Origin of the sequence: Shumkonia mesophila, from assembly GCF_026163695.1 — a bacterium.
GTDB classification, from domain to species: Bacteria; Pseudomonadota; Alphaproteobacteria; order Rhodospirillales; family Shumkoniaceae; genus Shumkonia; species Shumkonia mesophila.
Genome location: NZ_JAOTID010000002.1, coordinates 270,906 through 294,928, shown reverse-complemented (window position 1 = coordinate 294,928; position 24,023 = coordinate 270,906). Strand labels below are relative to the sequence as shown.

Below are 24,023 nucleotides of genomic sequence, written 5' to 3'. Positions count from 1 at the left end.
GCAGGCGCCGATCTAGCGGCCGGCCAGCAGCTTGATCAGGGCCGAGGAATCCCAGCGGCCGCCGCCCTGGGCCTGAAGACGCGCGTAGAACTGCTCGATCATGGCGGTCGCCGGCAGGCTGGCGCCGTTGCGCCTCGCCTCGTCGACGACGATGCCCAGGTCCTTGCGCATCCAATCGACCGCGAAGCCGAAATCGAATTCGTCCTTGGCCATGGTCAGGGCGCGGTTTTCCATCTGCCAGGACTGCGCCGCCCCCTTCGAGATGACGTCGATGACGCGCCCAACGTCGAGGCCAGCCGCCTTGGCGAAATGCACCGCCTCGGCCAATCCCTGGATGACCCCGACGACGGCGATCTGGTTGACCATCTTGGTGAGCTGGCCGGCCCCGGCCGGCCCCATCAGGGTGACGGCGCGGCCATAGGCCCGCATCGCCGGCTCGGCCTTGGCAAACGCCACCTCCTCGCCGCCCACCATGATGGTCAGCGCCCCCTTCTCGGCTCCCGCCTGGCCCCCCGAGATCGGGGCATCGAGGAAGGCGATGCCGCGCCGAGCCCGTGCCGCCGCGTCGAGCGTGCGCGCGACGTCGGCCGATACCGTGCTGTGATCGGCGTAAACGGCCCCCTCGCCCAGGCCCGCCAGCACCCCCGCCTCGCCCAGGGCGACGCCGCACAGATCGTCGTCGTTGCCGACGCAGGTGAAGACGAAATCGGCGCCGGTGGCAGCCGCCTTCGGCGTCGCGGCAATGTCTCCGCCGTACTCGGCGACCCAACGCTTGGCCTTGGTTGCCGTGCGATTGTAGACCGTCACTCGGTATCCCGCCTTCACCAGGTGCCCGGCCATTGGATAGCCCATATTGCCGAGGCCGATGAATGCCGCCCTGCCCTTGTCCGTCGTCACCGTCATTTCCGCTTGCCTTCCTTCCTCGTTCCGAATTCCCTGTCCCGACCGCGCCTAGGCCGATGGGATCAGCAGGCCGGCCAGGACCTCCCACATCGCCGCGTCGGCCGCCACCAGCAGCGATCCCTCGACGATGCCGTCCCGCGGGCTGTAGGGCCGCCCCGCCTCGTCGACGGCGCTAAAGCCGCCGGCCTCGCGGTGCAGCAATACGCCAGCAGCATGATCCCAGGGCTTGAGGCGTCGGCCGTAGCGGGCAAAATCCAGGCCGCCCTGTGCCATGTCCATGTATTCGCGCCCCGCGCAGCGATACTGCAACAGATGGCCGGGCACCTCGATGCCCTCGGCGGCGCCCCGCTCAGCCACCCGCTTGCGCACCCGGCTGGGCGCCGAGCCAATGGTTTCGGCCAGCGGCTTGGCCGGGGCCACCGCCAGGCGGACGCCGTCGCACCACGCCCCCTCGCCCACCGCGCCGTGGATGGTGACGTCGTGGACCGGGTCGTAAATCCAGCCGGCCACCGTTTCGCCGCCCTCGACGTAGGCGACGATCATGGCAAAGCACTCGCGCCCGGCCGCAAAATTGCCGGTGCCGTCGACGGGGTCGACCACCCACACCGGCGCCGGCCCGGCCAGCAAATCGAGGACGGACGGATCGGCGTCCACCCCCTCCTCGCCGACCACCACGCTCTCGGGCACCAGCGCCATGAGCGCGGCAGTGAGCCGGCGTTCGGAGGCGACATCGGCGACCGTCACCAAGTCGCCCGGCCCCTTCTCGCGCACGTCGCCGGCGGCGAGACGGCGGAACCGCGGCATGACCTCGATGGCGGCGGTTTCGCGCAGGATGGCGGTGACGGCGGCGAAATCGGGATGGCGGCTCGCCGGTCGGTTTCCGGACGATCCGGGAGAATAGGCACTGACTGATCGATTCAACTTATTGGATTCCTGTCCGTTCCAGCGGCGCGTCGGCCGACCCCGCCGCCGCCCAAATGTAGGACGTCGCGGCGGGCTTGCCAATGAAAGCCGCCCAAACGGAAGGGCGCGAAACGAAAAAGGGGCCGGGATCGAGTGATCCCGGCCCCTCTTCCCGCGTAAGCGGTCAAACGAAAATGACGCTGTAGAGGATCACGGCGATCAACCCGCCGCCGACCGGGATGACCGTGCGCCGGACGATCTCGAAGGGCGAGCACTGCCCGGCATCGCTGACGGCGATGATGACGCCGGCCACCGGCGACATCGAACGCGCCAAGCCGGCGACAAGCTGCATGGGCAGCAGCATGGCGACCGCCCCCACTCCGAACTTCGCCGCGATGGTCGGCGTCAGGCTGGCGAAGGAGAAAAACGCGGCGACACCCGAGCCGGTGATGATGGCGGTGGCCGACACCATGGCACACATCAGAAGGGTCATCACGGTAATACCCAACCCACCCTCGTGGACTGCCGAAATCATGAAGTCGACCGCACCGATGACCTTGAGGCCGGCCGCGAAAGTTTCGGCGCAGATGATCAGGGTCACGATCCGCCCGAACATCCGCCCCATCCCATCGAAGAAGGCCATCATGCCCTTAAGCACCTCGCGCATATCGCGGGTCCGAACGGCTTCGCACAACAAAGCCAACAGCATGCCGATGATCATTGCGGTCACCACGTCCATCTTGATGCTGTCCACCAGCAGCTTGCTGAAGACCAGGATCAGGGTGAGCGGTACCATCGGCAGGATCGAGTAGATGGCGGGCACCTTCTTGAGTTGACCGCTGGCCCCCGTTTTACCGGTGGCCTCCATGGTTACGATGTGGCCATCCTTGCGGTCGAAATAGCGGGCGGTCACATAGGTCAGGATGGAAATGACGATCACGGTCACGACCGCCACCGGGATCTGGTACTGGACGAAATAGATGGCGGGATCGAGGCCGGCTGTCTTGGCCGCCAGGTTGGCGGTGCCGGATGCCGGGCCAAGGTCGAGCACGGAGGTCGTGCCGATCATCGCCGCCGCCGCCGCCCGGCTGACACCAAGCCGAACGAGAGTCGGATAGAACGTGACCAGCAGCAGCATGGCGAGACCGGCCGCGCTGGGAATGAAGATGTTGAGAACTTGCCCCACCGCATAGCCCAGCGCCAGCACCACATACGGTGCCTTGAGAAGCTTGAGGGGGCCGATGCACACCTCGACCATGGCGTCGGTGGCCCCGATGTGGTCCATGTATTTGGCGAAGCCGCCGGCCGCCATGATGATCATGCCGAGGCCGGCCGCCTGCACGCCCATCGATTCCTTGACGTAATTGAAGACGTCGAAGCCCACCCAGCCGGTCGACTTGGTCTTGCCATAAAGGATGGATGTTTCGGGAAACAGAACGGCTGTTGCGGCCAATAGAAACAGCCCGGCGATCAGCAGGACCGCATGGGGCTGGTACTTCTTGACGATCAGCCATGCGACGATGGCCGTGACGGCCACGCCGATCAGGAACCCTGTCATGTCTACCTCCTGCTGGAATTGTTGTTCTTGTTTTTGTTGGCGTTTGCGAATCTTCGGAAATCGTTGGCCGGCCGTCGACCGTCCGATCAGCCTGGGCTCAGGAATTCGTCGAGGATGGCGTTGTAGGCGGCGGGATATTCCAGGTAAGGCGCATGTCCGGCGCCCGGCATCTCGATGTGCCGGGCCTGCGGCGTCAGAGCGCGAAGCTCGTCGCGCAGGTGGGGCTTGACGACCGGATCGCGCTCGCCGGTGATCACCAGAACCGGCATTTCCAGGCGGGGCAGAACGGAGCGGTTATCCGCCAACTGCAACATTCGTGTGGAGGAGCGGATGCCCTCGGGCCGGGCCTCGGCGGCAACGCCGGCGGCCACACCCATCGCCTCCTTGTCGGCGAAACCGGCCGGGAACAGCCCGCGGGCCCGGATGAGCCCGTATTCGGCGGCGCCGACGCTCGCCAGTTCCCGCACCCGCTGCTCGACGCGCGGCTGCATCGGGCTGTCGGCGGATTCCCCATACCCGGCGTGGGAACACGACAGGACAAGCCGCGCCACCTTGTCGGGATGCCCGGCCGCCAGTCGCGCCGCCACCACGCCGCCCATCGAATGACCGGCCACGGCCGCCGGGCCGCAACCCAGGTGGTCCAACAGTTCGCGCAGGACGTCGGCGAAAACCTCGACGTCCGGCTCCACAGCGTCGGAAAGACCGAAGCCGGGCGCGTCCCAGGCGACGATACGATAGCGCGCCGCGAGCGCCGGAAACTGGCGTGCCCAACTCAGCGAATTACCCGCCAGCCCGTGCAGAAACACCACGGCTGGCCCCTGCCCGGCGGTTCGGTAGGAAAGCGCCCCGCGCGAGAGCGCGGTAACCCGCTGCCGGGGACAAGCCTTCAGGATTTCTTCCACGGTCACCGGTATCGCTCCCAGCCAATAGGCCCACATGGCGTATTCCGATCTTTCTATCCCGCGACAAAGAATGCATAAATTGCATTGTCGTTATGAGTTGATAGAATTTTCATATCGATTGACGCGGGACACGGAGCGATGAACATCAAGGCCCTGCGCGCCTTCCGGGCGGTCGTCACCGAGGGATCGGTGGTCGGCGCCTCGCGTGCCATGAACCTCAGCCAGCCGGCGGTCAGCCGCCTGCTGGCCTTGCTTGAGGCGGAGCTTCGGCTGACGCTTTTTCACCGGCTGCGGCGGCGCATGATCCTGACCGAGGAAGGCCGCGCCTTCGTGCGCGAGGCTGGGCGCATTCTCGCCAATCTCGACGAGATTCCGCGCATCGCCGACGAGATCCGCTCCAGCCGAGTCAAGCGCCTGCGTGTGGTAACCATGCCGCGCGCCGCGCTGGGCGTTGTCTGCCCGGCGGTCGCCAATCTGGCCCGCGAGCATCCCGACGTGGAGATTTCCCTCGACCTGCGGACCCGGCGGGACCTCGAACTGTGGATCGGCGGCAAGGAATACGACGTCGGCTTCGGCAACGTGCCGGTGCTTCATTCCTCGGTGCGCTCGATCCCCCTGGTACGGGTCCGTCTGGAGCTGCTGCTGCCGGTCGGCCATCCCCTGTGCAACCGCGAGCGGCTGACGGTCGAGGACTTGGCCGGCGAGGCGGTGATCGCGCAGTTCCCCGGCCTGCTGCTGCGCAAACAGATGGACGAGTTGTTCCACGCCAGCGAAATGCACATTTCCTACCGCCTGCAGACGTCGTCGTCGCAGATGGCCAGCCACCTGGTCGCCAATGGCGCCGGAGTGACGCTCATCGATCGCCTGAGTGCCGCCACCCTCGATCCGCGGGAGGTGGTTCTAAGGCCGCTCGATCCGGAACGCTGGGTGTCGTTCGGCGTCATCCTGCCCAAGAACGATGAAACCGAGCCCCTGACCGATCTGATGATCGAGTACCTGCGTCGCGAAATCGACGATCAGCTGGTCCCCGGCGTCGTGGAAAGGCCACGCGATTCCCGCGCCGTGACCGCTGGCGACGATTAGGCCCGGAGGCTCGGGCACCGGGGCCAAAAAAAAGCCCCCCGGGGTGCCGGGAGGCCTTTCGTCGAATTCGGGATTGTCGTCTCCCTATTCGATCACTTTGAGATTGTCCGCCGCCGCGCGACCGTCGCGACCCGGAACCAACTCGTATTCGACCTTCTGTCCCTCGAACAGGCCGGTCAGACCGGCTTTCTCTACGGCCGAAATGTGAACGAACGCATCACGCCCGCCGTCGTCGGGCTCGATGAAGCCAAACCCCTTGGTGGGATTGAACCATTTGACTGTACCGGTAGTCATACTGTTCCTCTTGTAAAGTAGGCACACCCGCCATGCGGCATACATGAACGGGAAGCCGTCGAAAATGCCTTGGAGATCCACAAGCTTTTAGGCCGGCCCGCTTCTTTCATACGTCTAAAATTGGTAAATAACAAGCACTTGCGAGAGAACCTCCCCCATTCCCATACAACCGCCGGTCCCGACCACGCTGCCGCCCGCCCCGCCAACGGCCGGCGGCGGTTTGCCCGCCCTCCTCCCGGGCCGGAGAAAAACTCGATTTTCCGCCAGTTTCGGCACCCATGGAGCCGGTGCGAAGATTGTGGCCGGACCGGGCTGGCGGCGCGCCGCACGTCCCCGGCCGAGACCGCTCTCCGGCGAATCGGCGGCCCCGTCAGGCCGAATAGACGTCGCGGTCCGCCCGGTAGGTGTCGGCGAACAGGCCGAGCAGGTCGGCCGTCGCAGGATCGAACTCGGCCCGCTGCATGAGCGCGCGGGTCACGAAGACGGCGAAGGTAACCGCCTCGCCCTTGCCGCGCAGGCCATAGGCGACGGCGATCTCCGCCAGATAGCGATGGACCAGCTTGCGGGCCATCACGTTAAGCTGGGTTTTGACGTAACGATGCTTGTCGCGCCACTTGCGCTGGGAGGCCGTCGTCACCATTGTCGAATTCCCTTGGCCGTGTGGGGACAATCCGAATGCATACCCACGATATCAGTTCCTGGAGCCACGATCACGCCTTCGGGCAGGAGCGCGTCCGTGCGGGCGAGCGCCGATCCAAGGTGGTCATCGCGCTCACCGCCGTCATGATGGTGGCCGAGATCGCCGCCGGCGTCGCCTTCGGATCGATGGCGCTGCTGGCCGACGGGTTGCACATGGCCTCGCACGCGGTGGCCATCGGCATCACCGTGGTGGCCTATGTCTATGCCCGCCGCCACGCCTTCGATGCCCGCTACAGCTTCGGCACCGGCAAGGTCAACGCCCTGGCCGGCTTCGGCAGTGCCGTTCTGCTGGTGTGTTTCGCGGCCCTGATGGCCTGGGAAAGCAGCGTCCGCCTGGTTCATCCCGTCGCCATCGCCTTCGACCAGGCGATCGTGGTGGCCGTCCTCGGCCTTGCCGTCAACGCGGTCAGCGCTGTCGTCCTCGGCCACGGGCACGATCATGGCGAAGCCCACGACGATGACGATGATGACGACCACGACCACGGACACGATCACGAGCATGCTCATAGCCAGGACCACCATCACGACCACAACCTCAGGGCCGCCTACCTGCACGTCATCGCCGACGCCCTGACCTCGCTGCTGGCCATCTTCGCCCTTGTCGCCGGCAAGTTCCTCGGTCTCGACTGGCTGGATCCGCTGATGGGCATCGCCGGCGCCATCCTTGTCGCCCGCTGGTCATGGGGCCTGCTGCGCGACACCTCCCGCGTGCTGCTCGACCGACAGGCCCCCGGGGCGATGCGCGAACAGGTGCGCGCCGCCATCGAGGGAAACGGCGGCGACGCCCGCCTCGCCGATCTCCACCTGTGGTCGATCGGCCCCGGCATCTACGCCGCCGCGCTGGCCGTGGTCGCCAGCGCGCCCGAGACCCCCGACGCCTACCGCCGGCGGCTGCCGGCCGGCCTCGGGCTGGTCCATGTCACCATCGAAGTGCAGCATTGCCCGCACCATGGGCCGGCGGCTAGCGAACCCGTTTAGTCCACCGAGATCGGCCTCATCCTTCGCCGATGAAGCGGTATCCCACGCCGGCTTCGGTCCAGATGAAGCGGGGATCGTTGGGATCGTCGCCGAGTTTCTGGCGCAGATGCCCGATGTGCACGCGCAGATAATGGTTCTGCAACACATAGGTCTCTCCCCACACCTCGCGCAGCAAATGCGGGTACGTCAAGACCTTGCCGGCATTGCGGGCGAGCAGGCGCAGCAGGTCGAATTCCTTGCGGGTCAGGCGCACCCCGACGCCGTCGACGGAAACCTGGCGGCCGGCGAAATCGATGACAAGCCCGTTGGCTGAAAATTCGACGGCGTCTTCCGCCGTCCCCCCTTCGGGGCCGTTGCGCAGCAGAACCCGCACCCGCGCGATCAGCTCGGCGATGCCGAACGGCTTGGTGACGTAATCGTTGGCCCCGGCGTCGAGAGCCTCGACCTTGTCCATTTCGTCGGCCCGCACCGACAGCACGAGGATGGGAATCTGCGTCCATTCGCGGAGCCGCCGGATGACGTCCTGACCGTCCATGTCGGGCAGGCCGAGATCGAGCACGACAAGGTCCACCCCCTCGCTGGCGGCGCATTGGATGGCGTCCGCACCGCGCACCGCCTCGACCACGGCGTAACCGTGGGCGGTCAGGCTGATGCGCAGGAACTTCCGGATATGGGATTCGTCATCCACCACCAGGATGCGGCTTTTGGCTTCGTCGCTCATGGTTCCGCGTCCTCCGCGGTTTCGGCCGGCTGGGGGTACGCCGGCAGGACGATGGCCATGACGGCCCCCCGGCCGCCGGGCCCGGATTGCGCGCGGATCGAACCGCCATGGGCCTCGACCAGCCCCTTGCATATGGACAGGCCGAGGCCGGTGCCGGCGGTGCGGGCATCGCCGGCCTTGACGCGATAGAACATGTCGAAAACCAGCTCCCGCTCGGCTGGCGGGATTCCCGGCCCCTCGTCTTTCACCTGCAGATCCACCTGATCGCCCCGGCGGCCGACATCGACGCCGATGCGGCCGCCCTCCGGCGAGAACTTGGCGGCATTGTCGAGCAGATTGACCAGCACCTGCTCCATCAGCACGGGATCGACGTAGAGCAGAGGCACGTCCGGCCCGACCGTGACGTCGACGTCGAACGGCTTCAGGGTATCGCGCAGACGGTGAACCGCCCCGCCGACAATTTCGCGCGCATCCACCCAGTCCCGCCTCGGCTTCAGGGCACCATAACTGAGCCGGGACATGTCGAGGAGGTTCTGCACGAAGCGGTTAAGCCGCTGCGCCTCGTCCAGGATGGTGCCGACCAGGTCGTGCCGGTCGTCGGGGGAAATGGCGTCCTCCACCGACGACAGGGTTGTCGCCGAGCCGATGATGGAGACGAGCGGCGTGCGGAGATCGTGCGAAATCGACGACAGCAGCGCCGAGCGGAGGTTTTCCGTTTCGGCCAGCAGGCGGGCCTGCTCGACATCGCGGGCCAGCAGTGTGCGCTCGATGGCGACGGCCGACTGATCGGCCACGGCGTCGAGCAGGCGTCGTTGGTCCGATGACGGACTTTGCCCGTCGCCGCCGAAAGCGATGCCGATCACGGCGACCGGCCCGCGGCCGGTCTTGAGCGGAATGAACAGGTAGCTGGACTCCGATGGTATGCCCAATGGGGCGCCGACGATGCGGCCTTGCTGCCAGCTCCGTTCGGCCGCCGTCCAGTCGGCCCCGGACATCCGATCCTCGGGGGGATAACCGGCCGCGATGCACAAATGCCGGGCGTCGTCGGCGCCGGGCATCAGGACCAGCGAGCGCACCTCTCCCAGGGTGGCCGAGACATGGTGGCAAACCGCCCACAGGACGTCGTCGATTCCCGTCGCCGCCGCCACCCTGCTGCTGAACTCGTAAAGAACCGCATTGCGCCGGGCCGTCCGACGGGCCTCCACCAATTGTCGGCGCACATACCCCGCCACATTGCCTGTCACCGCCGCAACCAGAACGAAAAACAGCAGGGTGAGGACGTCCGCATCCTGAGAAACGGAAAACGTGAAATACGGATGGGTGAAGAAGAAATTGTAGACGATCACGCTGAGGACTGCGGTGATCAGCGCCGGCACCGTCCCCAGGCTTACCGCCACCATCAGCACCGCCAGAAGGAAAACGAGCGACAAATTCGGCAGCGGCAGGGTCCGCTCGACGAAAACGGCAACGGCGCCCGCCCCGCCAACGGCCATCATCGACCACAGGAAGGGCATTGCGCGGTGCAATGGCCAATTCTTGAGTTTCCCGGTCATCGCCCTTGTTCCGCTCGCCGCCATGGCCCGAATTCTCCGCCGATCACGTTACTCCGTTCGTTTTCCGCCGACCATCCCGCCCACCCGTCATCGACGCCAGTAGCAGCCGGCAAAGAGGACATACACCGTGGCCAGTTCCAGCCGGCCCAGCAACATTCCCACCGCGATCAGCCACTTGGCGACGGCCGGCAGTGCGGCGAAGGTGGTGGCCGGGCCGACCAGCGGCCCGAGGCCGGGCCCGGCATTGGCCATCGCCTGGGCGATCGCGGTGGTGCTCGACAGGAAATCGACGCCGGTCGTCATCACGCCGGCCGCCAGCGCCATGAACGTCAGCAGGTAAAGGAAAAAGAAGTTGCGCACCGACTCCATCATGTCGGGACCGACCGGCCGCCCGGCATAGCGCACCACCAGCACCCGGTGCGGCGAGGACATCAGGCGGATCTGCCGGCGCGCCGAGGCAAACAGGATCTGCCAGCGAAAGACCTTGATGGCCCCGGCGGTCGAGCCGGCGCAGCCGCCGATGAAATAAAGAACGAAGAACAGGCCGATCGCGAACGAACCCCAGGTGCCGAAGTCGGTCGTGGCGTAGCCGGTGTCGGTGAGGATGGAGGTGACGTTGAACGCCGCCTGGCGGATCGCCTGTCCGACCGGCATTCCCTGGGTGATGTTCCAAACCGCGGCAAGCCCGATCGTCACCGCCAGAATCTTCAGAAATCCGCCGACCTGCCATTCGTTCTGAAAGGCGCGGCGCCCCAACAGGATGATGCGGGCGTAAAAAATCAAAGGCAATGCGCCGGACACCATGAACACTTCGGTCACCACCTCGATGGGCACCGAGTCGAAAAAGCCGACCGAGGAGTCCTTCGTCGAATAGCCGCCGGTGGCAAGGGTGGTCATGGCGTGGTTAATGGCGTCGAATGGCCCCATGCCCGCCGCCATCATCGAAATCGCGCAGGCCACCGACAGCCCCAGATAGACGAGCGCCGTGACGCCGGCCAGCCGGTAGGCCTGCGGCACCGTCTTCTCCGAGATGTCCGACGATTCGGTACGGAACAGTTCCATGCCACCGACCCGCAGGGCCGGCAACAGGACGATCGCCATCACCACGATGCCGACGCCACCGATCCACTGGAGAAGCGAGCGCCAGAGCAGCAGACCGGGTGCCATGGAATCGAGGCCGCTCAGCACCGTCGAGCCGGTCGTCGTCAGGCCCGACATGGTTTCGAAGAAGGCGTCGGTGAACGACAGGTTCAGCGAACTGAACATGAGCGGCAGCGATCCGAAAAGAGCGGTCAGCACCCAGCTCACCGCCGTCAGCAGATAGCCAGAGCGGGAACCCGACGGCGGCGGATCGCCGCGGTAGGCCAGCACCAGCGACACGCCCGCCGCGAAGGTGGTGGCGCTGGAAAGGGTGAAAACGTGCCAGTCGGAATCACCCAGAAACCCGTCGACGGCGGCGGGAATCAGCATCACCGTCGCCAGGATGCACAGGAGGATGCCGTTGATGAAAAGGACAAACTGAAGGGATTTGGCCGTCATCGCCAGTCGATTCACGAGGGGGAATCCGAAGCGGCCGGATGATCGACATGCGGGGTGCGCAAGGCACCTAAAGTTTCCGTAACAACTATGCCGAATCTTTACAGGGTGCGCCGGGCGCCTAGATCTTCCCGCCGTTCCTGCGGCGGGCGAAGCGGGCGGCGTCGGCCGCGTCCAGGCGGACGCGCAGATAGGCCAGGCGCTCGTCGTCGCGCCGGGCGGTCACCTCGCCGTGGGCATAGAGCCAGGCCAGGGTGGCGCCGTCGGTGAGGTCCACTTCGGCCTCGATCTCGTGGCGGGATTGCGTGAGGCGCGCATCGAAGGCGGCGAGCAGGTCGGCAATCCCCTCGCCAGTTGACGCCGACAACGGTACCGCCGGCGGCGCCGGGGGCACCCGCCGGGCCGCCTGATTGACGACCAGGGCTCGGCCCTCCGGCGCCAGCAGGTCGATCTTGTTGAGGGCCTCGATCAGGCCGGCATCGACGGTGGCCTCCAGGCCCAGTTGGGCCAGCACGCCATGCACGTCCTCGCGCTGGGCCTCGCTGTCGGCGTGGGCCATGTCGCGCACGTGAACCACCACGTCGGCCTCGCACACCTCCTCGAGCGTCGCCTGGAAGGCGGCGACCAGTTCATGCGGCAGATCGGAGATGAAGCCGACGGTGTCGGAGAGGATGATGTGACGCCCCGACGGCAGACGCAACGCGCGCATGGTCGGATCGAGGGTGGCGAACAATTGGTCCTTGGCGACGACGGCGGATCGTGTGAGACGGTTGAACAGCGTCGACTTGCCCGCGTTGGTATAGCCGACCAGGGCGACCACCGGATAGGGCACGCGCTGACGGGCATGGCGCTGGATGGACCGGGTCCGCTTGACCTCCTTGATCTCCTTGGTCAGCCGGATGATGCGCTCGCTCAGAAGCCGGCGGTCCGTCTCGATCTGCGCCTCGCCCGGGCCGCCCATGAAGCCGAAGCCGCCGCGCTGGCGCTCCAGGTGGGTCCACGAGCGGACCAAGCGACTGCGCTGATAGGTCAGTGCCGCCAGTTCGACCTGCAGCCGCCCCTCGCGTGTGCGGGCCCGCGCCCCGAAAATCTCCAGGATCAGGCCGGTGCGATCGATGACCTTGCAGCCCAGCGCCTTCTCGAGGTTGCGCTGCTGGACCGGGCTCAAGGCGGCATCGACGATGGTGACGTCGATGGCGGCGGGACCGCTGCCATCGGGAGCCGCTTCCTCGACGGAGACATCCTCGTCGTCGGCGTCGTCCGCGGGGGAAGCGCCGGGCGCCGCCCCGGGTCCTTTGACCAGGGCGCGCAGACGATCCACCGTGCCGCGCCCGAACAGGGTCGCCGGCCGGATGCGCGGGATGCGGATGACTTCGGCGTGTACCACCGCAAGCTCGATGCCGCGAGCCAGGCCGACGGCTTCGGCCAGGCGCGCGGCAGGGGCGCGCGTTTGAAGGCGCTCCCCCTTGAGCTCAGGATGGACCACCAGACACCGATCAGAACTCCGACCGGCACTCGATGGCGTCGAAGAAAACCCGGAAGTGTCGTCCAAGTCAGCTATGCTTCAGCTGCCTCTTCCTTGTCGGGGTCGAACAGCTGGATCTGCACCGACGGCATGACCGTCGAGATCGCGTGTTTGTAGACCAGCTGCGTGTGCCCGTCCCGGCGCAACAGCACCGAGAAGTTGTCAAACCAGGTAATGATCCCCTGCAGTTTCACGCCGTTGACGAGAAAAACCGTGACGGGAGTCTTGTTCTTACGAATGTGGTTCAGGAAGACGTCCTGAACGTTCTGAGAGCGTTCGGAGGACATGTAGGCCACCTCCCATATTGTTGACCGACAGCTCCCGTTCTGGACCTGCCGGCGTAAAGAGTTTGATGAAGTCGCCCGACCCCCTGCGACCCGGCAATCCGTTGCCGAACCGTCCCCAAAAGACCGGACATTTTGGCACCCTACAACCTTAGCATCAGGTTGGAAAGCGCCAGACAGCCCTTAACATAGTGAGCCGGACCAAATTCGTCAAACTCGCCGTTGGCAGGCGGTTCGGGACGCACAAGCACCGGTATGCATCCGGCGGCGACGGCGCATTCGAGGTCGACGTCGGTATCGCCGGCGAACCACACCTCCGGTCCGCAGGCGATTCCGCTGCCGACCAGGGCCAGGTGCACCGGATCGGCGGCCGGCTTGTCGCGCGGCGCGTCAAAGGCGCCGACGATGCGGCCGAAATAATCCTGCCACCCCAGATGTACCGCCTCCTGGCGCAGGACGTCGCCGTTCTTGTTGCTGACTACCCCCAAATAGATCCCCCGCGCCTTGAGGGCCATCAGCATGTCCTCCGCCCCCGGCGCCGGCTTGAGGAAGTCCAGGTGAATGGCGGTGAAGGATTCCTTGAAGAAGGCGCCGGCCTCCTCCCACCGCTCGCCGAACAGCGGCGGAAAGCTTTCGCGCATCGATTTGCGAACCCGCCGCTTGGTTTCCTCGAACGTCCAGGGCGTCAGGCCATAGCGTTCGAAGGTGCGGGCCAGGGCGGCGTGGATGGCCGGCCAGGTCTCGACCAGGGTGTTGTCCCAGTCGAAGATCACCGCCTTCGGCAGCGGCGGCAGGCCCACGGTCATGCCGCGGCGAATCGGCGCACGCAGGCGCCGGCCAGGGCGAGCGTGGCGTCGATGACGTCGCCGCCATCCGCGATGACGATGGGGATTTCGGTGCAGCCGAGCACGATGGCGCCGGCGCCGCGGGCGCGCAGACCGTCGGCCGCCCGTTCCAGGAGGCCCCGCGCCGCCGCCAGATCGCCGCCCTTGATCTTGTAGATGCCGCCCATCACCAACTTCTCCTGGTGGTCCTCCTCGGGGACCAGGCATACATAGCCGCCGGCCTCGATCCGCCGCTGATAGATGCCCGACCTGACCATGCCGGTGGTCCCCAGGAAGCCGACCGTGCGCACGCCGGCCGCCCGCTCCTTCAGGACCGCGCAGGCGGCGTCGACGATGTGCAGGATGGGTGCCCTGGACTTGCGGGCCAACTCGTCGAACCAGTAGTGCGCCGTATTGCACGGAATGGCGATGGCGTCGACGGCGGCCTGGTTGAGCAGGCGGATGCCTTCCAGCATGGCCGGCAGCGGCGATTCGCCGCCGCCCAGGATGGCCGCCGTGCGGTCCGGCACCTGCGGAATCGAGGCCACCACCATGGGGATGTGGTCCTGGTCGCCGGCGGCCGGCGTCAGGTCGATCACCTTGCGCATGAAATCGACCGTCGCCAGGGGCCCCATGCCGCCCAGGATGCCAAGGGCTCGTTTCATCGCTCGAACGCTCCTCGCGTCGTCCTCAGGCGGCCCGCTCGGCGACCTGGGCCTCCAACCGCCGGGCGATCAGTTGGCCGAGCTTGCGGGTGATCGGCCCGGGCTTGCCGTCGCCCACCTTCCGCCCGTCGATCTCGACCACCGGCTTGACGAAGGAGGTGGTGCTGGTGATGAAGGCCTCGCTCGCCTTCAGCGCCTCCTTCACGGTGAAACCCCGTTCGACCAGGCGCACCTTCGCGTCGCGGGCGACGTCGACGACGGCCAGCCGGGTGATGCCGTTGAGGATGGCGTTCTCGTCGGCGTTGCGGGTCAAAAGCTCGCCCTTGGCGGTGACGATCCACGCGTTCGACGCGGTGCCCTCGGTGATAAGTCCGTCGCGATCGATCTGCCAAGCCTCGTAACACCCGGCCTCCTTGGCCTGCTGGCGGGCCAAGCAGTTGGGCAACAGGGCGACCGACTTGATGTCGGGCCGCGCCCAGCGCTGATCGGGCACCGTGATCACCCGCGTCGGGATGCCGCCCTTCAGCGCGTCGAGGTTTTTGGCCTTGGTGGTCATCACCAGGGCCGGGGCCACGCCATTCTCGGGAAACGGATGGTCGCGCGGGGCGACGCCACGCGTCACCTGCATATAGATGATGCCGTCCGTCAGACGGTTGCGGCGGACGACCTCGCGCATCAGGACGCCGAGCACGCGCGGCGCCACCGGCCAGCCGATCCTGAGCTCGCGAAGCGAACGGTCCAGGCGCTGGATGTGTCCGGGCTCGTCGATCAGCTTGCCCCTGTAGACAGCCAGCACCTCGTAAACGCCATCGGCGAATTGATAGCCCCGATCCTCGATGTGAACGGCCGCTTCGGCATGGGGAACATAACGGCCGTTGACATAGGCAATGCGTCCCAATCGTTTTCTCCCTCAGAAGAATTCCAGTCTAACGGAAAACAGCTTCTCGACCTTGCGTACCGCCTCGGTGGTGGCGAACAGCACCACGCGGTCATGGGCCTGGATGACGGTATCGCCGCGCGGGCTGATCACCTGGCCGTCGCGGACGATGGCGCCGACCATGGCGCCGGCCGGGATGTTGGCGTCGCGCAGCTTCTGGCCGACCAGACCCGAGGTTTCCATCGCCTCGGCCTCGATCAATTCGCCGAACCCCTCGCGCAAGGTGTGGACCGCGTGGATGCGGCCGCGCCGGACGTGCTGGAGAATGGTCGACACCGTGATGTTGCGCGGGCTGACCACGACGTCGATGCCGAGCGTCGTGATCAGCGGCTCGTAGCTCGGCTTGTTGATCAGCGCGATGGTGCGCTTGCAGCCGTACCGCTTGGCCAGCAGCGACGACAGGATGTTGGTCTCGTCGTCGTTGGTGACGGCCACTGCGGTGTCGGTGGCCGCGACGTTGGCCTCCTCGAGGATTTCCGGCTCCAGCACGTCGCCATAGATCACCACCGTCTTCTTGAGGTCGGCGGCGATGGTTTCGGCGCGATCCGCGGTCGCCTCGATCATCTTGGTATGAACCCAGGGGAAATCGGCCTCGACCTGCTTGGCCAGGAACAGGCCGATGTTGCCGCCGCCGAAAATCAGCAGCCGGCGCGCCTCCGCCTCCTCGTGGCCGAAGGCGGCCATGGCGCGGGGCAACTGGTCGCTGTCGACCACAAAGTAGGCCTCGTCGCCGACCAGCATCTGGTCGTCGGCCGTCGGCACGATGGCGCGCCCCTGGCGGGTCAGGCCGATGATGACGATGTTGAGGTCGGGGAACAGCTGGGTCAGCTGGCGAAGCGGCGTGTTGACCAGGGGGCACCCCTCGTCGCAGCGCACGCCAACCAGCTTCACGCGGCCCTGCGCCAGCGGGATCATCTCGAAGGCGCCCGGCACCTCGAAGCGCCGGGTCACCGCGCGCGCCACCTCGATCTCGGGCGAGATGATGACGTCGATCGGCATGTGCTCGCGCGAGAACAGCGTGCTCCAGATGGGGTTGAGGTAGCTCTGGTGGCGCACGCGGGCGATCTTGGTCGGCACCTCGAACAGCGAATGCGCCACCTGGCAGGCCATCATGTTGACCTCGTCGGCCTGGGTGACGGCGATGATGATGTCGGTGTCGCCGGCGCCGGCCCGCTCCAGGACGTCCGGATGGGAGGCGTGGCCGATGACGCCCTTGACGTCGAGGCTGTCGCTGATCCGGCGCACCAGTTCGGGCGACTGGTCGATGACCGTCACGTCGTTGTTTTCCATGGCGAGGTAGCGGGCGATGTTGAAGCCCACCTGTCCCGCGCCGCAAACCAGAACCTTCATCGGATCCTTACCCCCGTCTCGTCCCGCATTCCGCCGCTCCGTGACGATCACTCACGGTTCCGCCCGGCGTACTCCTTCTTCGCTCTGCACGCCAAGCGATTTCAGCTTCCGATGAAGGGCGGAGCGCTCCATACCCACGAACGCGGCGGTCTTGGAGATGTTGCCACCGAACCGATTGACCTGGGCAATCAGGTATTCACGCTCGAATATCTCGCGGGCATCGCGCAAAGGCAAGCTCATGATTTCGCTGCCGCCGGCGGCCGAGGGAACGGCCGTCTTGGCGGTCACGGCGGCCGGCAGCATGTCGGCGTGGATCGCCCCCTCGCTTGGCCCCGGCGCCATGATCAGCAGCCATTCGACGACGTTGCGCAGCTCGCGGACGTTGCCCGGCCAGTCGTAGGCCTGGAGCGCGGCAATAGCGTCCTCGCCGAAGGTGCGCGACGGCTGCCCGGCGTTGGCGGCGGCCCGGGCCATGAAGTGCTCGGCCAGCAGCGGAATGTCGTCGCGCCGCTCGCGCAGCGACGGCACCGGGATCGGCACCACGTTCAGCCGGAAGAACAGGTCCTCGCGGAACTGCCCGGCAGTCATCTTCGCCGCCAGGTCCGAACTGGTGGCGGCGACCACCCGCACATCGACCTCCACCCGCGTGGTGCCGCCGACGCGCTCGAACGTCTGTTCCTGAAGCATGCGCACGATCTTTCCCTGGGTCTCCAGCGGCATGTCGTCCACCGCGTCGAGCAGCAGGGTGCCGTTGTGCGCCGCTTCCAGCATGCCCATCTTGCGCGGACTCTCGCCCGACGTCTCGGTGCCGAACAGCGTGCTTTCGACCCGGCCGGGTTCCATGTTGGCGCAGTTGACGACGACCAGCGGCCCGCCGGCGCGGCGCGAGCGGGCATGCAGCATGCGCGCCACCACTTCCTTGCCGGAGCCGGCCGGGCCGGTGATCAGCACGCGGCTGTTGGCCGGCGCCACCCGCTCGATGATCTGGCGCACCTGGTGGATGGCCGCCGAACGGCCGACCAGCTGGGTTTCGGTGCCCGCACGCAGGCGCAGCTCCTCGTTCTCGCGCTTGAGGCGCATGGCGTCGATCGCCCGGTTGACGGCCAGCACCAGGCGGTCGGCGGCGAACGGCTTCTCGATGAAGTCATAGGCGCCGTCCTTGATGGCGGCGACCGCCGATTCGATGGTGCCGTGGCCGCTCATGATCACCACCGGCACATAGGGGTGGTCCTGCTTGATGATCTTCAGGATCTCCAGGCCGTCCAGCTCGCTGCCCTTGAGCCAGATGTCGAGCAGCACCAGACTGGGCTGCCGGGATTCGATGCTGGCCAGCGCCGTCGTGCTGTCGCCGGCCTCGCGCGCCTGATAGCCCTCGTCCTCGAGGATGCCCGAGGTCAGGAGCCGGATGTCCCGTTCGTCGTCGACGATCAGAATATCATGAGCCATGGGCCGGAATGTCCGTTGCAGCGTTCAAGGAGCCGGTGGCGTCGACGTCGTTCGCGGCGCCGGCCCCTTCGTCGGGCGCCGCCGGAGCGACGCCGTGGGGACCGAATATCAGTGAAATCCTGGCGCCGGCCACCGGCCGGTCCTCGATGAGCAGGTCGCCGTCGTGGTCTTCCATGATTTTCTTGACGATGGCAAGGCCTAGTCCGGTCCCCTTGTCGCGGGTCGTCACATAGGGTTCGGTCAGGCGGTCGCGGTATTCCTCGGGCAGCCCGACGCCGTTGTCCTCCACCTCGATGACGATGCGTGGACCGTCCGTCTCTTCCGCACGGCGCAGGGCGATGACGATCTCGCCCGCCGGCGGAGCAGCCTCGCCCTCGCGCCGCTCGATCGATTCGGCGGCGTTCTTCAGCACGTTGGCGAGCGCGCGTCCGACCTGCCGGCTGTCGCACCTGAGGCTGACCGGCTCTCCGGGCTCGCGCAGATCGAAATCGATCTCCGGATGCCGGGTGCGCTCGAGGAAGACCGCCTGGCGGCAGATCTCGACCAGGTTCTCGGGTTTCATCGAGGGCTGCGGCATGCGGGCGAAGGACGAAAAATCGTCGACCATGCGCCCGATGTCCTCGACCTGGCGGATGATCGTTTCGGTGCACATGGAAAAGGTGTCGCGATCCGAGGTGATCTGGTCCAGATACTTGCGCTTGAGCCGCTCGGCCGACAACTGGATCGGCGTCAGCGGGTTCTTGATCTCATGGGCGATGCGCCGGGCGATGTCGGCCCACGCCGCCTTGCGTTGCGCCGCCTGCAAGGCGGTGATGTCGTCGAAGGTAACGACATAGCCGACGATCTCGTCATTCAGGCACTCGGCCGCCACCCGCACCAGCAGGGTGCGCACGCTGCGCTCGCGGGTGACGCGGATTTCCGCCTGATGCAGGCGGTCGGGCCGATGGCGGGCCTCCCCCATCATCGCCTCGATTTCCGGGAAGATTCCGGCGATGCCGGTCCCGATCGCGCCGTCGAGGTCGGTGGCCAGCAATTGCGAGGCCGAGCGATTGGGAAGCGTGATACGCTGGGCGCCATCGAGGCCAATGACGCCGGCGCTGACCCCGGTCAACACCGCCTCGGAGAACCGCCGGCGCTCGTCGAGTTCGCGGTTGGCCTCCATCAACCCCCGTTGCTGCGTCTCAAGCTGCTCGGTCATGCGGTTGAAGGCACGGCTCAGGGTTCCAAGCTCGTCGGATGTGCTGTCCGCCTTGACCCTCACCTTCAGGTCGCCCTTGCCGATGCGCTGCGCCGCGGCGATCAGGCTGCTGATCGGCTGAGAGAGTTGGGCCGCCAGATTGACGCCCACCCACACCGCCGCCAGCAACAATAGAAGGGCGACGACCACAAAGATCATGACGAAGCTGATCTGGATCGATTCCTGCTGCTGTTCGAGGGCCTCGTACTGCGAGATGGCCCCCCTGGCCTGCTGCGTCTGCTCGATGACAACCGGGTCGACCGGCCGGCCGACCAGCAGGAAGGCGTCGACGAAGCGGTGCAGCCTGACCATCGCCCGCACGCGGTCGTCCCTGTCGCCGGTCATCACCACGATCTCGCCGGTTTCGGCCCTTTGGAGGGCGGACAGGGGCACCGGGTCGGAAGTCAGCGAGACGGTGAAGCGTGACTGCGCCGTAACCCTTCCCGTGCTGTCGAGCACGGCGGCCTCGGGAAGCGAGCGCAACGCCGCCTGGGTGGTCAGCACGTTCTCGAAGTGCTGCGGATTGCGAATGAGCGCCGCGGCGTTGCCGTCCAGGTCGTTGGCCATTGCCGAAATCTCGGAGACGATGCTGAGCTTGTGCTCCTTGAGATAGGCTTCGGCCACCACTTCGGCGGCATTGAGCGCCGTGCGGACCCGACCGCTGAACCACGCCTCCAGCCCAAAATTGAGAAACAGCCCGGCGAAAATAGCGACCAGAATGGCCGGCGTCACCGCCACCAACCCGAACAGCACCACCAGGCGCGCCTGCAGGCGCGATCCCGCCAGGCCGCGGCGGCGCTCGCCCCACAGGCGGGCCAGCCGCCAAGCCACCACGGCGCCCAGCGGCAGAACGAACAGCATGTCCAGATAAAGCAGTGTCAGGACGATCCTGGGATTGGTGTCGGGGGACGTCATCGTCGCCAGCGTGGCCAGACCCGAGGCCACCGCCGCAGCCGACAGCACATAGGCCAGCCGCCGTGCAAACGACGTCGCGCGGATCCACCTCCGGAGCCGCGCCGTAAACCGGCGCGGCGTACGGACGATTCTCCTCATTTTCCGCCCCGAACCACCGAGATATTGAGTTCGCGGATCTTCTTGCGCAGGGTGTTGCGGTTGAGCCCAAGGACCTGCGCCGCCTTGATCTGATTGCCGCGGGTCGCCTGCAGGGTGAGCGTGATGAGGGGGCGTTCCATTTCGTGAAGCACCCGGTCGTAGAGGCCGGGGGTCGGCAGCGCGTTGCCCAGCGCGGCGAAATAGGTCTTGAGGTGCCCCTCGATCGATTGCGACAGGCCGTTGCCCTCCGGCTCGACCACGGCCGAAGCCTCGGCCAGTTCGGCCTCGATCACTTCAACGCCGATCACTTCCTGCGAATAGAGGGCAGCCAGCCGGCGGATCAGGTTCTCCAGTTCGCGGACATTGCCCGGCCAGCGATAGGCCATCAGCCGGTCCATGGCCGCCCGGTCGATGACCTTGAGCGGCAGGCCCTCGGATACCGCCTTGGAGAGGAAGTGGCGGACCAGTTCGGGCAGATCCTCGGTGCGCTCGCGCAGCGGCGGCAGGCGCATGGGCGCAACATTGAGGCGGAAATAGAGATCCTCGCGGAACATCCCCTGACGGATCTGCTGGCGCAGGTCGCGATGGGTGGCGGCGATGATCCGCACGTTGGCGCGCAGCGTCTTGCGTCCGCCGACAGTGGTGTATTCGCCCTCCTGCAACACCCTGAGCAGACGGGTCTGGGCCTCGGGCGGCATGTCGCCGATCTCGTCCAGGAAAAGCGTTCCCCCTTCGGCCTGCTCGAAGCGCCCGACGCTGCGCTGGATGGCCCCGGTGAACGCCCCCTTCTCGTAACCGAACAGTTCGCTCTCGATCAGTTCGCGCGGAATCGCCGCCATGTTGATGGCGACGAAGGGCCCGTGGCGCCATTTGCCGTAGTCGTGCAGCGCGCGCGCCACCAGTTCCTTGCCGGTGCCCGATTCGCCGACCACCATCACCGTCAGGTCGGTGTTCATCAGGCGGGCCAGGGTGCGGTAGACCTCCTGCATGGCCGACGAGCGGCCGATCATCGGCAGCGCCTCCTCCGGCATGCCGGACTGATCGTCGGGCCGCGCCCGCGGCGTTTCCAGGCCGCGGCGCACGACGTTGACCATCTCGTTCAGATCGAACGGCTTCGGCAGGTATTCAAAGGCGCCGCGCTCGGCCGCCTTGACCGCCGTCAGCATGGTGCTGTGGGCGCTCATGACGACGATGCGCAACTCGGGCCGGATCTTCTTGATGCGCGGGATGAGGTCGAGGCCGTTCTCGTCGGGCATGATGACGTCGGTAATCACGAGATCGCCCTCGCCGTCGCTGACCCACTGCCACAGGGTCGAGGCGTTGCCGGTGGTGCGCACGTCGAAGCCGGCCCGCCCGAGGGCGTGGCTCAGCACGGTACGGATCGCCTGGTCGTCGTCGGCGACAAGAACGGTCGGCGTCGTCGGGCTCATTCGGCCCCTCCTTCCGGATATTCAACGACCGGGCGCACCATCGGCAGCATCACCCGGATGACCGTGCGCTTGTAAGCGCTGTCGACCTCGATGGCGCCGCCGTGATCGTCGATGATCTTGGCGACCAGGGCCAGGCCAAGGCCGCTTCCCTTCGGCTTGGAGGTGACGAAGGGGTCGAAGATGTGGGCCCGCATGTCCTCGGGGATACCCTCGCCATTGTCCTCGACGCTGACCATCAGCGGCAGGTGTTCGCGGGAATCCCGGCCGGCCAGGGCGAACCGCACGCCGGGACGGTAGGCGGTCCTGAGAACCACCTCGCCGCCCACCGTCGGCACCGCCTCGACGGCATTCTTGGCGAGATTGAGAAAGACCTGCACCAGCTGGTCGCGGTTGCCGAGCACGGCCGGCAGCGACGGGTCGTAGTTCTCGACGATGCGCACGTGCCGGCCAAAACCGTTTTCGGCAAGCTGGCGCACGCGGGTCAGCACCTCGTGGATATTGACCGCCTCGCGCCGCAGCGGCCCGGTGTCGGAGAAGACCTCCATGCGGTCGACCAGGGCGACGATGCGGTCGACCTCGCCGCGGATAAGCTGGGTGAGCGAGCGGTCCTGGGCATCCAGGGTGTCTTCGAGAAGCTGGGCCGCCCCGCGGATGCCGGAAAGCGGATTCTTCACCTCGTGGGCCAGCATGTGGGCCATGGCGCTGACCGATCGCGCGGCGCCGCGGTGCGACATCTGGTGATCGATCTTGTCGGCGATCGAACGCTCCTGCAGGCCGAGAACGACCGCGCGGCTATCGTCCATCATAGGCCGCGCCTGGACGTTGACGAAATAGCGCCCGATGCGGGGGGAATTGAGGTTGAGCCCATACTCGAATACGGCATTGCCGTCGTTCCGGGCCTGCTCGATCACCGAAAACAGCGGACTGTCCTCGGGGATCATGTCTTGCAGGCGCTGGCCGCGCAGATGGGTCGCGCTGCCGTGGAAAAACTGCTCGCCGGTATCGTTGACGTGAAGGATGGTGCCGTCCTCGGCGACCACCACGACGGCCATCGGCAGCGCGTTGAGCACCGCTCCGGCATCGAGTTTCACCGCCAACACCTTGCGCTTCTTGCGCTGAGCGAACTCCCTGATTCCCATCATGCCGCCATCCGCTCGATCGCCGGCCCATAGAGGTCGGCGATAAGGCCACGAACCGTCGCCGCGTCGACGGTCTGGTTGACCCGGGCTCGAAATTCGGCGGAACCGGGCAGTCCCTTGCTGTACCAGGCGATGTGCTTGCGGGCGATGCGCGCGCCGGTGTCAGGCCCGTAGTAATCCAACATGTCGGCATAGTGTTCGAGCAGCGTCGCCAACTGCTCGGCCAGCGGCGGCTCGGGCAGCCGCTCCCCGGTCGCCAGGAAATGCCGGACCTGGTTGGGGAACCACGGACGGCCATAGGCGCCGCGCCCGATCATCACGCCGTCGGCCCCCGACTCGGCCAGCAGACGGGCGGCGGCGTCGATGGTCTCGACGTCGCCGTTGCCGATCACCGGAATCGTCACCGCCGCCTTGACCTCGCCGATGAACCGCCAGTCGGCATGGCCCTTGTAGAACTGGCAGCGGGTGCGGCCGTGCACGGTGACGTAACGGATGCCGGCGTCCTCGGCGATGCGGGCCAACCGCGGCGCGTTGCGGGTCTCGTCGTTCCAGCCGGTGCGCATCTTGAGCGTCACCGGAATGCCGACCGCCTCGACCACCGCCGAGAGGATGCGCCCGGCCAACACCTCGTCGCGCATCAGCGCCGAGCCGGCGTCTCCGTTCACCACCTTCTTCACCGGGCATCCCATGTTGATGTCGATGAGGGCCGCGCCCCGGTCCTCGTTGAGTTTGGCCGCCTCGGCCATCACGTCGGGCTCGCAGCCGGCCAACTGCACCGCGCTTGGCTGCCGCTCGCGACCGGCGTCGGCCATGCGCAACGAGCGCCCGGCGGCACGCACCATGGCCCGGCTGGCGATCATCTCGGACACCGTGAGGTCGACGCCCCATCTTTGCACCAGGCGCCGGAACGGCATATCGCTGACCCCCGACATGGGCGCCAGGATCACCGGAGTCTCACAGTTCAGGGGTCCGACACGGACGGTCATTGGGACTTTCACCTTCG

At 66.6% G+C, this 24,023-nt stretch carries 22 protein-coding genes; 2 read left to right on the top strand and 20 right to left on the bottom strand.

Going from position 1 to position 24,023, the window contains the following annotated elements; all coding sequences use genetic code 11:
• Positions 1-12: 12 nt before the first annotated feature.
• The 4 genes from ODR01_RS04930 to ODR01_RS04915 all read right to left on the bottom strand — a co-directional run bounded on the left by ODR01_RS04930 (position 13) and on the right by ODR01_RS04915 (position 4,302).
• Positions 13-903, bottom strand: a complete 891-nt coding sequence (locus ODR01_RS04930) for an NAD(P)-dependent oxidoreductase (protein ID WP_316976495.1) — start codon at positions 901-903, stop codon at positions 13-15.
• 48 nt (positions 904-951) lie between these two features.
• Entirely contained in the window at positions 952-1,824 is an 873-nt protein-coding gene (locus ODR01_RS04925) for an inositol monophosphatase family protein (protein WP_316976494.1), read from the bottom strand.
• A 166-nt stretch (positions 1,825-1,990) separates the two neighbouring features.
• Positions 1,991-3,364, bottom strand: a complete 1,374-nt coding sequence (dcuC, locus tag ODR01_RS04920; RefSeq protein WP_316976493.1) for a C4-dicarboxylate transporter DcuC — start codon at positions 3,362-3,364, stop codon at positions 1,991-1,993.
• An 86-nt stretch (positions 3,365-3,450) separates the two neighbouring features.
• A complete protein-coding gene (locus tag ODR01_RS04915) occupies positions 3,451-4,302 on the bottom strand; it encodes an alpha/beta fold hydrolase (protein ID WP_316976492.1) in 852 nt (283 codons plus the stop codon).
• A gap of 102 nt (positions 4,303-4,404) precedes the next feature.
• On the opposite strand from ODR01_RS04915, the gene ODR01_RS04910 reads away from it, so the two are divergent.
• A complete protein-coding gene (locus tag ODR01_RS04910; protein WP_316976491.1) occupies positions 4,405-5,349 on the top strand; it encodes a LysR family transcriptional regulator in 945 nt (314 codons plus the stop codon).
• 84 nt (positions 5,350-5,433) lie between these two features.
• Here ODR01_RS04910 and ODR01_RS04905 read toward each other — a convergent pair whose 3' ends face one another.
• Both ODR01_RS04905 and ODR01_RS04900 read right to left on the bottom strand, forming a co-directional pair.
• A complete protein-coding gene (locus ODR01_RS04905; RefSeq protein ID WP_316976490.1) occupies positions 5,434-5,643 on the bottom strand; it encodes a cold-shock protein in 210 nt (69 codons plus the stop codon).
• 370 nt (positions 5,644-6,013) lie between these two features.
• Complete coding sequence (locus ODR01_RS04900; protein WP_316976489.1) at positions 6,014-6,283, bottom strand: hypothetical protein; 270 nt, start codon at positions 6,281-6,283, stop codon at positions 6,014-6,016.
• A 35-nt stretch (positions 6,284-6,318) separates the two neighbouring features.
• On the opposite strand from ODR01_RS04900, the gene dmeF reads away from it, so the two are divergent.
• On the top strand, positions 6,319-7,320 hold the full coding sequence (gene dmeF / locus ODR01_RS04895) for a CDF family Co(II)/Ni(II) efflux transporter DmeF (protein WP_316976488.1): 1,002 nt from the start codon (positions 6,319-6,321) through the stop codon (positions 7,318-7,320).
• A 16-nt stretch (positions 7,321-7,336) separates the two neighbouring features.
• Here dmeF and ODR01_RS04890 read toward each other — a convergent pair whose 3' ends face one another.
• From ODR01_RS04890 to dusB, 14 genes are all read right to left on the bottom strand, one after another.
• Positions 7,337-8,041, bottom strand: coding sequence for a response regulator transcription factor (locus ODR01_RS04890; RefSeq protein WP_316976487.1), 705 nt, complete (start codon positions 8,039-8,041; stop codon positions 7,337-7,339).
• Complete coding sequence (locus tag ODR01_RS04885) at positions 8,038-9,594, bottom strand: sensor histidine kinase (RefSeq protein WP_316976486.1); 1,557 nt, start codon at positions 9,592-9,594, stop codon at positions 8,038-8,040. Before ODR01_RS04885 ends, ODR01_RS04890 begins: the two co-directional genes overlap by 4 nt.
• An 87-nt stretch (positions 9,595-9,681) precedes the next feature.
• Positions 9,682-11,133, bottom strand: a complete 1,452-nt coding sequence (locus ODR01_RS04880) for a TrkH family potassium uptake protein (RefSeq protein ID WP_316976485.1) — start codon at positions 11,131-11,133, stop codon at positions 9,682-9,684.
• Positions 11,134-11,251: 118 nt separating this feature from the next.
• Entirely contained in the window at positions 11,252-12,616 is a 1,365-nt protein-coding gene (gene hflX / locus ODR01_RS04875; protein WP_316976484.1) for a GTPase HflX, read from the bottom strand.
• 71 nt (positions 12,617-12,687) lie between these two features.
• Positions 12,688-12,942, bottom strand: coding sequence for an RNA chaperone Hfq (hfq, locus tag ODR01_RS04870; protein WP_316976483.1), 255 nt, complete (start codon positions 12,940-12,942; stop codon positions 12,688-12,690).
• Positions 12,943-13,082: 140 nt separating this feature from the next.
• Positions 13,083-13,745, bottom strand: coding sequence for an HAD family hydrolase (locus ODR01_RS04865; protein ID WP_316976482.1), 663 nt, complete (start codon positions 13,743-13,745; stop codon positions 13,083-13,085).
• Positions 13,742-14,428: a cysteate racemase gene (locus ODR01_RS04860; protein WP_316976481.1), complete on the bottom strand. Its 687-nt coding sequence runs from the start codon at positions 14,426-14,428 to the stop codon at positions 13,742-13,744. The genes ODR01_RS04865 and ODR01_RS04860 overlap by 4 nt, the downstream gene beginning before the upstream one ends.
• A gap of 25 nt (positions 14,429-14,453) precedes the next feature.
• On the bottom strand, positions 14,454-15,326 hold the full coding sequence (locus ODR01_RS04855) for a D-amino-acid transaminase (RefSeq protein WP_316976480.1): 873 nt from the start codon (positions 15,324-15,326) through the stop codon (positions 14,454-14,456).
• Positions 15,327-15,338: 12 nt separating this feature from the next.
• Positions 15,339-16,715 carry a Trk system potassium transporter TrkA gene (gene trkA / locus ODR01_RS04850; protein ID WP_316976479.1) on the bottom strand — a complete coding sequence of 459 codons (1,377 nt, stop codon included), beginning with the start codon at positions 16,713-16,715 and terminating at the stop codon, positions 15,339-15,341.
• Positions 16,716-16,766: 51 nt separating this feature from the next.
• Entirely contained in the window at positions 16,767-18,161 is a 1,395-nt protein-coding gene (gene ntrX, locus ODR01_RS04845) for a nitrogen assimilation response regulator NtrX (RefSeq protein ID WP_316976478.1), read from the bottom strand.
• Positions 18,151-20,451, bottom strand: a complete 2,301-nt coding sequence (locus tag ODR01_RS04840) for a sensor histidine kinase NtrY-like (RefSeq protein WP_316976477.1) — start codon at positions 20,449-20,451, stop codon at positions 18,151-18,153. The genes ntrX and ODR01_RS04840 overlap by 11 nt, the downstream gene beginning before the upstream one ends.
• Positions 20,448-21,881, bottom strand: coding sequence for a nitrogen regulation protein NR(I) (gene ntrC / locus ODR01_RS04835; protein WP_316976476.1), 1,434 nt, complete (start codon positions 21,879-21,881; stop codon positions 20,448-20,450). Before ntrC ends, ODR01_RS04840 begins: the two co-directional genes overlap by 4 nt.
• Positions 21,878-23,023, bottom strand: a complete 1,146-nt coding sequence (locus tag ODR01_RS04830) for a two-component system sensor histidine kinase NtrB (protein WP_316976475.1) — start codon at positions 23,021-23,023, stop codon at positions 21,878-21,880. Before ODR01_RS04830 ends, ntrC begins: the two co-directional genes overlap by 4 nt.
• The gene (gene dusB / locus ODR01_RS04825; RefSeq protein WP_316976474.1) at positions 23,020-24,006 is read right to left on the bottom strand and encodes a tRNA dihydrouridine synthase DusB; all 987 of its coding nucleotides are present in this window, start codon (positions 24,004-24,006) and stop codon (positions 23,020-23,022) included. Before dusB ends, ODR01_RS04830 begins: the two co-directional genes overlap by 4 nt.
• Between the last annotated feature and the right edge of the window lie 17 nt (positions 24,007-24,023).